Raw genomic sequence first — 13,801 nt, 5'->3', positions numbered from 1 at the left:
GCTTACGAAACAAGCCTTAACATCACTTTACCCCATATGAAGCCTGTTGCAAAATCTTAATTTAGAAAATGACATGCGGCGCGGAGCTGATTTTCCAGTAGCTGCCGACCTTTTCAAAATTCACGGTGATTTTCGCATTCGGCTGCTTGGTTTCTGCCGGATAAGGCACGGTTAGCAGGTAGCTGCGCTTCACCGGAGTCATGGTTACCATTTTCGCCGTAGCCCGGCTGAACTCTAGCAAATTGCCACCATCTGCGTTCAACTGAGCTAACCTGCCGTTAACTTCAACGAAAAATTTACCGACAAATTGCTCACTGGCCTGCTTTGTGTAAGCCTGCGTCAGATAGCTGATCAATTTGGTCTTCGTGCCGATGTCCTCGGACAGATAGCGGTAGCTTTTACCGTTCAACTGGAACGACTCACCTACCGGGCTGCCACCACTAATCGCATACTGATAACGAGACTGCGCCTCCAGCACTAGCGGAACCGCACTCTCGTGGTTCAGCTTGTCCAGCTGCGTCGGTTTCACGCTGGTAGCCGCGGCTGCTGGCGCCGAAGTGGACGGCTGTTGCGGCTTAGACGGCTTCACAGTCGACGGTACGGACGGAGCAGCCGCTGGTGCTACCGATGTAGATGGACGCTGTGCTGGTGCAGACGGAGCTACTGGTGTAGCGGCTTTGGCAGAACCTGCGGCTGCAGCCGGGGTCGAGGCGGCTGGAACCGATGGCGCTTGCGCCGGGGCTGGCATCGTAGCCGATGCAGACGCTGCTGGTGCTGGCACCTGGGCTGGGACGGATGCAGCCGGATTGGCCACGCTCGGTTGCGTCGCTTCCGCTGGAGCGGTCACGGCGGGCGCGGCAGCGGCGGCCTGTGCCACGCTCATTAGTGTGGCCGCAATGCACAGCGCGGATAGCTTCGTATTTATTTTCATACTCATATACACCTCCATAATCATATGTCTGCATAAACTGCACACGTTTCTATTATAAGAATTTCGCTTCTCGATTGGGTTGCTAAATTGTTTCTATTTGCCTTTTTTTGTTCATTCTGCACGAAGTTTGTCCGTATTTGCCGGGGACGGCTGTTCTGATTGTTTCAACTGCTTTGCCTCCATCTCTTCCAAGGATAGTGACAGTTGCTTAACAGATCGGTCCAGCTCCTCCAATCTGCGACTCAAAGTGACGAGGATGTATTTTAACAGAATCAGACTCAATGCAGCAGGGAATCCGACATTAGTTACGAGCTCGATCATGCCTTCTGTCGTTAAAGAACTCACAGATTCCGCCTCCTTTTTCATACATATGTTCCATCAATAAGAACTAATGTTCCCATTTTTATGGAAATCATACGTTATCTTTTGGGCTCTCATGACAAAAAGAGCTCCAATTAGCTAGGAGCCCTCTCTGTTTTTGTTCATTCTACCTGCTTTCAGACCACTTTCGAACGACATATCAAGGAGTATATATATTCGGTTGCTGGGGCTTGGACATCCCTTCTCCGAGATAAAACCCGGTGTGCGGCGGCTGATTATAAGCTACGTTCTGCCAGGCAACACTCAGGCGATACACTGGATCATGCATAAGCGTATAGAATCGATGTTCTGACTCGTATGGTGTTGTGTAGATCCGCAGCGCCGAATTATCACTTTTGCGCCAAATGACTTCCTCACGCCAGTCACCGAAGAGATCGGCCTGCAAGGACGGTGTTCCTTTGGTTCCGTTATTGGAACTCGTTCCTGTTGCCGTAAGCAAGTTGGAAGTAGTCGAGTTCGTATAGTTCCACTTGTCTATCTTTCCAGCGCTTGATGAGGTATGATCCAGCAGTTCACGGAGGAGATCCCCATCCCACCAGATGCCAAAATTAATGGAAGACGGTAGCGTGTTGGTGATGAGCTGCCCCTTGGCTGAACGCAAACCAATACCCGGTGCCCACTGCTCGTTCCCTTTGGTCCGCGGGTCAATGTCTGCCGACATGCCTCTTCCGGTATCCTTGCCTGTATTTACGCCCCATAAAATATTTCCATTACGCGGGTCGTACATGGCAGCTCCGTAGGTGGCATTTTTGTCCTCGTTCACCTTGAACACTTCATAACCTGAACGGTCGGGGTCCAGATCGCCAACATGAAGTGCATCTCCATGTCCCATCCCCGTGTTAGCCAGCTTCGCTCCGTTATCGTCTACAACCAGCGAGCCATACACGATCTCATCCTTATCATCTCCATCCACATCCGCCACGCTCAAACTGTGGTTCCCCTGTCCAGCCGTCCCGGCATTGGTGGAGCTGTTGCTGTCAAAGGTCCAGCGTCGGCTCAGGTTACCGTTCCGCCAATCATATGCGACCAGAACGGTGCGGGTGTAATAACCACGTGCCATCACTATGCTGGGTCTCACGCCATCCAGATAAGCAACCCCGGCGAGAAAACGATCCACACGGTTACCATAATTATCTCCCCAGCTCGATACCGTTCCGCGCGGTGGCACGTAGTCAATCGTACTAAGAGCCTTGCCTGTATCACCTGAGAACACAGTTAGAAACTCAGGACCTTGCAAAATATATCCGCTCGTGTTTCGATGATCAGCCGAAGCGTCCCCAATCTTTACACCTACACCATCTACCGTGCCGTCTGCTGTTTTACATACGATCTCTGCTTTACCATCTCCATCAAAATCGTAGACGAGAAATTGCGTGTAGTGAGCTCCAGCCCGTATGTTCCGTCCCAGGTCGATCCGCCATTTGCGTGTTCCATCCAGCTCGTAGCCATCCAAAAATACATTTCCCGTATAACCGGATTGCGAATTATCCTTGGCATTGGAAGGGTCCCATTTTAACACAATCTCATACTCGCCATCCCCATCCAGATCCCCTACGCTGGCATCATTGGCATGGTATGTGTAGTTCACATTATCCGGAGTTGTGCCTCCCGCGGGCTGCTGGATCGGAACATCCAGGTAGTTGTTGTTCCATACCTTCACCGCAGGAGAAGCAGCCTGCTCTGCTCCATTGACCACGGCACGAACGGTATACGAAGATGAGGTCGTACCTGCCTTGTCCAAAAAGTTGGTTCTCGATGTAATCGGCGCATCGTTTACCTTGCTTGTCCCTCTGTACAAATTAAAGCCGACCGAATCCGCTTCCGTGCCCAGCAAGCGCCAGCTCACCAGTACACCCTCAGGCACCTTTACAGCGACAGCTCCCCGGCTTAGCTTTTCCATTTGCCTCGTAGAGGCAGCAGAGACCTGGCTATCCATCGGGGTGACCACTCCACTCAACATTACACCGAGACAGAGCAACGCAGTATACCGAAACCTTTTGTTCATCTGAATCATTAGCTCCTTTCATGGTTTGTATTTTCAATAGATTTATTTTATGTGACTGATAAGTTATTGTTATTTAAATTTTATGATAGCGCTTACATAAATGTAAAGGGACGAATACGTCCTTTTTGTTCAAAAATCCGGGCTAATGCTTTAAAAATCAGAGGTCCATGAATAATCGTTCTTCATCCGCAATGCTCTGGATATCCTCCGAACTGATGCTGATATACTGATAGCCCTCTGCCTGTTGTTTTTTCAATGCAAGTTCCTTCATAAAACGTGGGCTGCCCTCTCCCGCATCCTCATCGTAAACAAGCAATAAACCGTCTGTTTTGCGGAAAAGGAGTTCATCCCGTGCCTTAAGTTGCCATATTCCCTGATAAGGCTGGCGGCTGACTACTCCCACATAGTCAACTTCGGCACAAATCTGCTCAAAATATTCCTTTTTGTCCTCTTTCCATTTTTCTTCCATATTTTGATAAGCCATCATAATAGAGCATTTGAGGTGGGGATATTGCTGTTTTAGTGCAGTAACGACCTCACAGGCCCACAAGTCCACCCCGTATTGGCCGGGGGTAATCACCCATTCCAACCCTTCTTCGACCAGGGGAATAAGCCTGCCTGCAATCGCCTTTTTAATATATGGAATGCCTTCGTGCTTCTGACTGAAAATATTCAGTTCATGGGCACGATAGCCCGAAACAAGCAAGTTTTTCATCTTCTCAACGTCCTTCTCCGATTATCATAAAGGTTATTGTACCACTTCAGAGCAGACCACTAAACACTTCATTTTTTGGAGGAACGAATTGAATATAACGCAAAAGACGAACCTCTTCCAATTGGGCTGGATCAGGTTCGTCTTTTGGAGTTTGGTGTCATTCAGAACTGCTTTTTGGGTGCCTAATGAATTCCTATTATCTCTTCTGAGCATAATCCTCACTTGGTATTTTCTTTAAAACGACATACAGGCTGGACGTGGTATCTGCGCCGTTGCGATAAGCAAAATGCTCGTCCCCAGTGATATGAATGATATCCCCTTTGACTACCGCCGCTTCCTTACGAATAATACGTTTGGTGAATTTGTTCTCCTGATATTATTGAAATTGGGTAAGATTATTTTTTTCCATTCCCTATCACTCCTCAGACGATTTTATGCGGACATCTTTAATTCTAATGTTGCTACTAAATAAACCGGCATCACTACTTAGCTTGAATGACGGGTAACTAGGGTCTGCCTCAAGCCGCATTCTGCTATCGAACTGCTGCTCCTGCTGCTGATCTACCCAAAAAGAATAAGGCTCAGACTGAACTACTTTATCAGTTGTATTCGGTGTAGTGACAACCAAGATGACGAGTACGCCATTGCATCCACAATCCTCGGTGTCATAAAACAACTTGAACATTCCCGGTCGTCCTGAAAGAGCCAATTCTAGTCTTTCAACGGACAAGGAATCCAATTCTAAATGTATGCTCATGAGATGAATTCTCTCCTTTGTAAATGAGATGTTTGGAACCGTCAGCTCCATAAAGACTAAATTTTAACTATGTGTTCATTATAGTCATGTTTTCGAATGTGTCTATGTGACTGCACTCACTGCTATCAATGAACTCTTACATAAAAAGGCAACCCGATTACACCGGGTCACCTCCGTCATCTCTCATCTTATCTAAACCAACATTCTAGTCACAACTTCTATCCTTTGTAAAAAGGATTATGACCTGTGCCTTTGCCCGATGGCATCGCCCCAGGCACCCCGTCCGCTTCAAGCAGCGGACGGACAATGAGCTTCACCGGCCATTCCCTGCTCTCGAATACCGCTTGGAACAGCTCGGCCCGGTCAGCTTCAGGAAGCGGCACCACCCGTAGCGCTTCCTTCCACGCCTGCTCGGTGATATCCCATAATTTCGCTTCCGGGATAGGATACACCTCGCTTAGCGCTTCCATAATCGCAGCTAGGTTCACCTGCGTGCCCAGCGACTGCACGTAGAAGATCAGCTTGCGGATCGTCTCATTATACAAGCTGTTCGAGTATCCCGGCCGGATATGATAACCTGGGTCCGCAATGCCGTGTTTGTCCAGATACGGCTGATGCAAACGTACGGAGTCGTGGTCACGGAATAACAGGCCGTTCACCCGTCCGTCCCGCAGGACCACACAGCAGTTCTGACCGTGAATTTCGGGTACAACGCCTACCTTGAACAGCCGCATCACCACATCATAGAATAACGCCGTCAGATCGGTGTAGAATCCTATAACCTCTTCACTGGTTAACTCTCTGCCCAGCAGGTCGGATAACATATGGCGACCTTCCAGCGTCACCCCAAGCGCAGCCATGGGAATGACCTGCATACCTTCTTCCAGCAACTTTGGCGGATAGATGCGAATCTGGGCGGCCAGATGGCGAGGATGATCATCGAACAATCCCATGGATTCCGGCATGTATCCCCACCAGTTCCGTTCCTCGCAGAGCCACACTTTACCTGTAAGCGATTCATCGCAGGCCACCGCCTGTCGTAACATCTTCTCCCCAGCCAGACCATTCAGCAGCTTCACTACCGGGAGATAGCGGGCGGCCCCAAGAGATAACACACTGACCGGAAGCTTGAGCATCTGTGTGGATTCTTCCATCGGGGCCATCGAGCGCAGGGACGATGTCGCCTGAACCTCTCCCAATTCAATATCCAGTACAACGATGGTACCGTCCGCGATCTCTCCGTTGAAACGTGGCAAGATGATATGTTCCATCTGCCATGGATGTACTGGCATGGGCATGTATTCTTGCAGATTCAGGCCCTTCCGGGCCAATTCTGCTTCCAGCCTGCTCCGCTGTTCTTCATCCAGTACATCCAGTGTGGACAGCCCTTCCTCACATCCCTGTTGTACGGCATCCCAACGCACCGCCACCCATCGCAGCGGGATCTCCTTCCTGAATTCCGCTGCATACCGGGTCACATCCGCTTCTGTGAACCCCACCTTGGCCTTGGAGGTGGGGTGAAATGGACGATCTCGCAGCGCTGCAACCTGCTCTCCCTTGATAAACCAATCGTAGGCATTGAACGGAACTTGTTCTCTCAGACGTTGTACCTGCTGGAGTCCCAGTGCCAATTGCTCGGTGGCTATTTTCACGCCTGCGAAGAATTCCGCAACCCCGGGATGCGCGTATGCTTCATCCGAAAGCGTCATCCGAAGCACAGCCTGTCCTACGACTGCTGGAGATTCAAGAAGCTTCCAGCCTCCATCCGGTGTCTCTCCATAGACGGGTGAACCTTGTACCCATTGATATCCCTGCCTTTTGCCTGCTTTCACCAGAAACAAAATCCCTTTCTGATGCAGCATAAGCTGTCCACTATGTCTACCTGCCCCATTCTCATCCTGCTTATCCTTACCTGCGACATTGCCGTCGGTTCCGTTCCCCGTTCCCCATCTGCTCTGCGAAGGACCTCCATTACCATCCCCCAGAAACATTCGGCGGAACGGTTCTGGTGAAGTAGAGAGTTCAATGAACGGATGCCCTTCCAGCGGAAGCAATTGCTCGGCCAGAAATGCATTGATCAGATCCTCCATAATCCGGCGCTCAGCGTCTTGCAGACTGGCACGCTTCATCACTGTTGACATGGTTATTGTCCTCCGTCAAATAATGGAATGCCGGGTGCGGATGACCCAGAAAATCATGATGCGAGATGGTCCAGCAATAGGCTCCCGACTTTTCGAATACAACAATATCGCCTACCCGCAGCCGCTCTACTTCCGCATCTGAATGCATACGATCCTTGGGTGTGCACAGTTCTCCGACCACGTGAACTTTGTTGTCCCGTACCTCTGGTCTTGCAAACGAATGCCCCCAACGGTCCGTAGACATAATGTGAAACGGATGGTTGTGTCCCCATGATGCGGGCAAACGATTATGATGTGTACCCCCTCTTAACACGGCAAAATGCTGACCATGCGATGTTTTGATGTCCGTAACCTCTGCCGCATAATAACCGTGGTCAGCGACAAGCATGCGACCCGGCTCAAAATACAACTGTATGCCGCATGAAGCAAGGCGCCCTCTGGCCTCACTTCGCTCAATCAGGGATGTGAACAGGGACCAGTCGAACCCGGGGCTACCATCATATGTGACACCAAACCCGCCTCCGGCGTTAATTACTTCAAGATGCAGGTCATATGCCTGCTGCCACATCTCCACCTTTTGCAAATACAGCTCGATCATCTCGGCATGCAGTCTTGCGTCTACATTGTTCGATAACGAGTGAAAATGAAATCCGCATAAACGCACCGAACCCGCGCCTTCCTCACGAATGACCCGGACTGCTTCTTCCACGCTCTCCTCATCCATGCCGAATGGACTCGGACCACCGCCCATTACAATCCGGGTCCGTGGCAATGTGCTGCTTCTCAGATTGATCCGCAACAGAATGCGGACTTCCTCTCCTCTCCTTGTAGCAATGGCGATGACACGCCGCAGTTCCAGCAGGCTCTCCACATGAATGAAACTCACCTGATGCTCGATAGCCTGCTTCAACTCATTCTCCTTTTTCCCTGGACCGCCAAACAGGATTGGAACCTCGCTACTTACGCTCCTCACCTTGAGCAACTCGCCAATGGAAGCTACCTCGAACCCGTGAACCCAGGGCAGCAAAGCCTCAATAATTCGGGAATCCGGATTGGCCTTTATGGCATAGAACAGCCGTGTGCCTCTGGGCAGCGTGTGCAGCATGTGACGGACCTGCTCCTGAATACCAGCCAGATCGTAGACATAAGCACATACCGGGTCTTCACTATCCCTTTGCAGTTCATGAATCATATTCCATACGCTTGATTTCATGTCAGTCCACCCGCATTTCCATAGTCATTCCGTTTCTGTTCGTATGCCCGAAAAGCCGTATTCCGGTCATCGCCCAACACGTATATGTATACCCCTCGTTCGGCCCACAGCGCCATGCCTTTCTTGCTTCTGGCCACCGTTGCATACGGTACCTGGCACTGCTTCGTGGCTTCGTATAATGCGCCTAGCGCACGCTGCACGTCTGGATGTTCCGTCTGCCACGGTACACCAAGTGATTGCGACAGGTCTGCCGCCCCCTCTAGTACCCAGCTCACCTGGGGATGAGACAGAATGCTCGCACTTTGCCGGATGCCCTCCACACTTTCGATCATCGGTACAACCATCACTTGTTCATTCGCTTCCCGAATATACCCGGTGAGTGGATACTTGCCGAATACCCCCGGACGCCCACTGTTCAGACTCCGCATGCCAAGCGGATGATAATACGCATGACGAACCACTTCCTCCACCTGCTTCCGCTGTTCCACATGAGGTATGACGATGCCTTGTGCGCCGCAGTCCAATACCTTTAGAATCTCTGTTCGCTCTACCTTCGAGATGCGTACCAGCGGGGTCATTCCTGCCAGCTCCGTAGCACGAACCAGCTCTTCCACCGATTCCATATTCGTTGCGGCATGTTCCAGGTCGATAATTACAAAATCATACTCCGCATGTCCAATCATCTCAATGATGACCGGATGTGGGATAGAGACAAAGAGGCCAAACACCGGCTGTTTACGTTCAATTTTCTCCTTCAGCGTGTTGGTTCTCATCCGAGAACGTCCTTCGCCAACTTCAGCGGATTGCTGGCCTTACGGAAATACAGTTCCCCATCCCCATACAGGCGGCGCTTGGTCATCTCTTCAATCAGCGCATCCTCGGCAAAAAGATCAAACCACTCGAACCGTTCCTCGTACTCCGGGTGCTCTCGCTGATAGTCCACAATCGTGGCCGCGCACAGCTGCCAGAACGCTTCTTCCGTCAGACCGAAATTCTCCAGCGTCAGCGCAATATCCGTCATGCAAATAAAAAAGAACGCATCATACGTATAGTCCCGGACTTCCGACACGTCACCCGCGTAGATAAAGGAATACCGATTGAACTTGCGGTGGGTCTCCGGTTCGGGGTGCAGCTTCGGGGCTCGTTCTGGATTCAGCAGCTTCTCGGGTACATAGCGGACACCATCATGAAGGTCCTTGATGATGATCCGTTTCGGCAGATCATTTTCCAGCACCAAAATGATATTCTGGGCATGCGATTCCAGCGCGATGCCGTGTGCATAGAGCAGATGAATAATAGGCAGCGATACCGTTCTAACGAGCGCTTCACTCCACTTCTGAATGCCATGATGCTCAACTGCACCATGGATAAACGGTACCCCGTTCGACTGTACCAGCATAAGTGCATTTAAGGGCCAGGCAGTCTCGCCTTCTTGCAGATGAACAGATACATTTTCACGCCAGATCGCCCCTGTTGTGCCATACGCCCGTCCATACTGGATTGCAGGCAAATTCTCGTACCGGAGCGAGAGTCCCATGATCTCTTTCAGAATGGAAAACTCTTCCCGTTGCAACAACTCATCCTCTCGAATGAGTGCTTCCAGCCAGTCGCTGATTAGCGGTGCATTCTGGGTCGTGTGCTGTGCCAAAATGCGTATGCTCGATGTATTGGTAATACTCAGCGACAGCTTGAGATACGGTGCCTTCGAATTCATCCGGTTCGACAGGGAACGAATGGACTGCTGGGCGCGATAGGTTGAGTCCGAAGGGCCGAGAAAAACGATATCTCTGTCCATTCGTTGCCGGGCAAACACCGATTCCAGCTGGTGTTCCCACTGCCACGGATGAACAGGAATGAATATATAGCGGTTACCCTCCGTGTCTTCCGACTGAAGTATCCGATTAAATCGGCTGATATCCTCCTCTGTGAGATGTTGTCTCACCAACTGTTCTGACGTGTAGCCTGTGGAAAGAGACGTTTGCACAAGTCCTTCTTTCACGGCAATCCAGTATACGGTCACATCCGAGTTAAACTCTGGACCATAGGCAAGATTGTCTTTTAGGGTGAAGCCAAGCCTCGATTTGTAGCTTGGATGGTAGAGATGACCATCGCTCATATGGCTTTCGAGGGCATCATAGTGCAGGTCTTCATCCGGAATCTTCTCAGACAGCAAAGCCCGGCACTGACTGTCCTTCGCCATCGTCTCCAGCAATTCCTGAATGAAGGCCGTCACATTCGCACCCTCCAGAAGGTTCAGTACCATTTCCTCCAGAAACAGATCCAGATCGGTGCAGGGCGCACCCTCTCTTCGAATCGAACCCTTCGCCACCTTCACTCGGCCAAATGAAAATTTCTGTTCCGCCTCACAGCTGTATGTCACAGCCTGCCCTGACGTATTCCGCCCCACAGTGCGCCATTCGTTCCCATCCACCTTACAGTCAAGGATACCCTCGAACCACATGGCTTCCAGTGCCTGCCGCATGATCCGTTCCTGTACATCCGTGTATACTGCCGTCTTGTGACCTTTCTCAGCCCTGTACCCTATGAACCCCACGCCACTTCACTCCCTATTCGGTTCATTATATTGCTCACCGGCACATACGCCGGGGTCTGACTGATCCCCCTGAGACAGCTCACCAGATTTTGTTTCGCCAGAAAACTGTCCGCGGTCAGCAAATGCTGCACATACACGTTTCCAGTTCGATCCAGTTCCTTCACAAGCACTTCGCGGACCTTTGCCCAGAAATGCTCCTCCGGTACGTTCACATCCCTTGCCATTGCATGAATGAGGGAACCCAGATGGTTGATGATAAAGTAATAGGATGTCCTCGCCCAAGCCTTGTCCCGTGGATAAAACAACAATCTGGAGGGATCGGTATCCACTTCATGGATCAGCTCCTCATCGACACTGACTCCTTCCAAGTCACGCACGATAAATGCCTCAGGCATTCCGTCCCTTAGCGTCACGAGAGTATTTTGCAAGTGAGCTTCAAAGTGAATGCCGCGCTCTCCGGCCGCTCGTACAATGGGCAGCAAAGACAAGGTCAGATAACGTGCAAACCAGCGCTCGGCTTCAGCACGTACGCCACCCAGCATCGTCATAAGTCGTGATTGCATTCCCGGCAAGGGGGCTTCTACCAGACTCGACAGGACATATGTACATTCCGGGTCAAACTCAATCGGTCTGTATGCGACGGTAAACAGACTCGTTAATTCTCCCTCCTGAAAGTCACAAGTAGCTACACCTGTCTCATAGGCAATCTGCGTATGCTGATCTGCACCGAAGCAATTCTGCTGCCTGACGTACCTGGAGGCGTCCAGCGTCCTTCGCATCTGCTCCGCACTATTGGTGCGAATCATGTTGGTAATCTGCATGTTTAGCGACAGCTTGATATTGCAATTCAGCTCTGGAATATAGACGGTGCGTACCGAGGAGGTCGGGTAGGCCTTCGGCCCGCCGCTGCCCATCGGAATGAGTTTCTTATCCAGAATATACTGCTGGACCTCGGACAAGCCCAACACGTACGCATACTGCCAGGGATGGATAGGCAGTAGTTCATACTCATCCCCATGCTCACCCCACTCTGCTTCCCAAGCTTGTTCCACATGCCCGTGCAGGCTGGCATGCAGATTGATCCTAGTGTAATCATCCACCCATTCCTGCATGTACACATCCTTCCTCACAGCAACGTAACAGAGTTGGAACGAGGTACGCAGTTCTGGGCTGTACATCCGTACGTCGTGTTCGGTGAAGCCTTTGGAGTTTTTCGGAAACGGGTGAAAGGGATGACCATATACCAGAGACTGTTCAGAAGTACAGTAATCATATATGCCAAGTCCAGCAGCCTGCTCGATATACAGCGCAAGATTATTCACGCTGTTATCTACCTTTTCCGCAAAATCACGCACATCAGCCGCATGGGTCAACCTGCCTTGCTCATGCCGGCTGTTTCCATACGCCGTGTCTTCACTCAACTCCCGTGTGATCCAGCGAACCAGGTCCTGATAATGCACTGCTTGCCCGCGCTGTTGTACGCTTCGGTACTCATGCTCTCCCATAGCCGAGTAATACGCTAATTGTCCGGTTATCGTCACCCCGCTGGCCTGAAAAGCAACTGCGTACGTCATCGCATTCGGATCAATCTGAATGTCGCCCTCCTTCTCCACCGAAAGCTCTCGGATATAACAATTGAGCAGCAGCTTGCAAGAGTGTATATTCGCCTGCTGCTCTGCTTCAGACCTGAGCCTGTTTTCCATCTCGAACAATGTTGCCAACCTTCTTTCGGGTTATAAATAAAACAAGGGACAAGGTCACAGGATGGCACAGCCGAGACCCATACTAATCTCTTTCAGTGCCGCCCATCTGGCCGTATCTGCTGGTGTTTTGACCCGTTGAACCATTAGCAGACCAATCCATCTAGAGTACCTACACTGCTGACCAGCAGCGGAATGCTGGATGGATGCCACCGCTTGCGGCGGGCAGGCACGTACATTCGAATATACCGATCACACCATAGGAGCAAGAACAACGCAAAACGCAAGCGGGCCTTTCAGCCAGAACAAGCAATGATTTGCCCTTATTCTGCAATCGACTTTTCGAAATGATGTTCCATCTAAAAAAGATACTCCAGGTACAACCGGACAACATCACGTGTGGTCCCCCCAAAAGGAAAGACATGGTGGGTCAGGTCCGGCAATGCGTTGACTTCCAGAATGCCTCCCTGATCTCTTGTCAGCGGCTGGCGGATATCCTCACAACGGATATCAATGCCAGCCACATCAATCCGGAGGACTCCTGCGGCCTCAATTGCCATTTGTGCATTGTCAGGAAGAATCGCTTCCGTACAGTCCATATAAAATTCACTGATGTTCCCGGCGTCCGAATTGCGAAGATCATATAGCTCGATCTCTCTTCCTGCCGCAGGTACCTCCTCCAGCGTGATTCCCTGTCCAAGCAGAACCTTTCGCAAAGGCTCTGCGTCTTCATCAATCTTGGGAAAGGCCTCGAACTTCCCTATACTGGTATGCTGGATTCGCTGCTGATTCAACATTCGAATCAACGCCCGTATGGTTGAGGTGCCGTCCCCTTCTACATAGACAGGTCGATACTCATTTACTGCCGCCACTTCCCCGTTAATGACCAGTACCCTGTAATCCACACCCGTTACGAATTGCTGCAGCATGATGCTGTTACTATGGGTACCCGCCCGGGCAATAGCCGCTTCCAGTTCCTCGTTTGTTCGAACGTCCAGTGTCACACCTGCACTGCCGCTTGCGTCCAGCGGCTTCACTACAACGGAACGATGCAGTTTCAGAAACTGCGTTGCCTTGTCACCCATTGCCTCGATAACGATAAACGGCGGCACAGGCATTCCCCGCTCATGCAGTAGCATATTACAAACCTGCTTGTTCTTGGCGAGCAGTCCAGCGATCAAGGGTAGACGATGCGATCTGGTTTTATTAATGACTCTGCGCTTATCCCCATAGGATAATTCCAAAAAATCTTCACATTCTGCGAGAAGTGGCTCGCAGGTCATTCCCATTTCTCTTGCTTTGCTTATGATGAGTCGGTTTTGCAGATTATGAATTCCTTTCGGAAACAATGAAAATCCTCCCCGACCGAATGAAGGCGTTCGCTCCTGGTTGTGCTTTCATCGG

11 protein-coding genes are annotated in these 13,801 nt (G+C 50.8%); all 11 read right to left on the bottom strand.

What is annotated here, in order from left to right:
• Nucleotides 1–61: 61 nt before the first annotated feature.
• The 11 genes from JOE49_RS10545 to JOE49_RS10495 all read right to left on the bottom strand — a co-directional run bounded on the left by JOE49_RS10545 (nucleotide 62) and on the right by JOE49_RS10495 (nucleotide 13,746).
• The gene (locus JOE49_RS10545) at nucleotides 62–931 is read right to left on the bottom strand and encodes a DL-endopeptidase inhibitor IseA family protein (RefSeq protein ID WP_023987188.1); all 870 of its coding nucleotides are present in this window, start codon (nucleotides 929–931) and stop codon (nucleotides 62–64) included.
• Between the two features lie 111 nt (nucleotides 932–1,042).
• On the bottom strand, nucleotides 1,043–1,276 hold the full coding sequence (locus tag JOE49_RS10540) for a hypothetical protein (protein WP_023987187.1): 234 nt from the start codon (nucleotides 1,274–1,276) through the stop codon (nucleotides 1,043–1,045).
• A 175-nt stretch (nucleotides 1,277–1,451) separates the two neighbouring features.
• A complete protein-coding gene (locus tag JOE49_RS10535) occupies nucleotides 1,452–3,317 on the bottom strand; it encodes a rhamnogalacturonan lyase (protein WP_028542068.1) in 1,866 nt (621 codons plus the stop codon).
• A 157-nt stretch (nucleotides 3,318–3,474) separates the two neighbouring features.
• On the bottom strand, nucleotides 3,475–4,032 hold the full coding sequence (locus JOE49_RS10530) for an SLOG family protein (protein WP_071559229.1): 558 nt from the start codon (nucleotides 4,030–4,032) through the stop codon (nucleotides 3,475–3,477).
• A 415-nt stretch (nucleotides 4,033–4,447) separates the two neighbouring features.
• Nucleotides 4,448–4,789 carry an iron-sulfur cluster biosynthesis family protein gene (locus JOE49_RS10525; RefSeq protein WP_023987184.1) on the bottom strand — a complete coding sequence of 114 codons (342 nt, stop codon included), beginning with the start codon at nucleotides 4,787–4,789 and terminating at the stop codon, nucleotides 4,448–4,450.
• A gap of 218 nt (nucleotides 4,790–5,007) precedes the next feature.
• On the bottom strand, nucleotides 5,008–6,930 hold the full coding sequence (locus JOE49_RS10520; RefSeq protein WP_160789141.1) for an IucA/IucC family protein: 1,923 nt from the start codon (nucleotides 6,928–6,930) through the stop codon (nucleotides 5,008–5,010).
• The gene (locus tag JOE49_RS10515; protein ID WP_209941043.1) at nucleotides 6,890–8,143 is read right to left on the bottom strand and encodes a type III PLP-dependent enzyme; all 1,254 of its coding nucleotides are present in this window, start codon (nucleotides 8,141–8,143) and stop codon (nucleotides 6,890–6,892) included. The genes JOE49_RS10520 and JOE49_RS10515 overlap by 41 nt, the downstream gene beginning before the upstream one ends.
• Complete coding sequence (locus tag JOE49_RS10510) at nucleotides 8,140–8,916, bottom strand: HpcH/HpaI aldolase family protein (protein WP_209941042.1); 777 nt, start codon at nucleotides 8,914–8,916, stop codon at nucleotides 8,140–8,142. Before JOE49_RS10510 ends, JOE49_RS10515 begins: the two co-directional genes overlap by 4 nt.
• The gene (locus tag JOE49_RS10505) at nucleotides 8,913–10,697 is read right to left on the bottom strand and encodes an IucA/IucC family protein (RefSeq protein WP_209941041.1); all 1,785 of its coding nucleotides are present in this window, start codon (nucleotides 10,695–10,697) and stop codon (nucleotides 8,913–8,915) included. The genes JOE49_RS10510 and JOE49_RS10505 overlap by 4 nt, the downstream gene beginning before the upstream one ends.
• Complete coding sequence (locus JOE49_RS10500; protein WP_245248613.1) at nucleotides 10,685–12,400, bottom strand: IucA/IucC family protein; 1,716 nt, start codon at nucleotides 12,398–12,400, stop codon at nucleotides 10,685–10,687. Before JOE49_RS10500 ends, JOE49_RS10505 begins: the two co-directional genes overlap by 13 nt.
• Before the next feature lie 356 nt (nucleotides 12,401–12,756).
• Entirely contained in the window at nucleotides 12,757–13,746 is a 990-nt protein-coding gene (locus tag JOE49_RS10495) for an ATP-grasp domain-containing protein (RefSeq protein ID WP_209941039.1), read from the bottom strand.
• Between the last annotated feature and the right edge of the window lie 55 nt (nucleotides 13,747–13,801).

Origin of the sequence: Paenibacillus sp. PvR133, from assembly GCF_017833155.1 — a bacterium.
Lineage (GTDB): Bacteria > Bacillota > Bacilli > Paenibacillales > Paenibacillaceae > Paenibacillus > Paenibacillus polymyxa_B.
The sequence above is the reverse complement of the archived record's forward strand: the minus strand, read 5'-3'. Positions and strand labels throughout refer to the sequence as shown.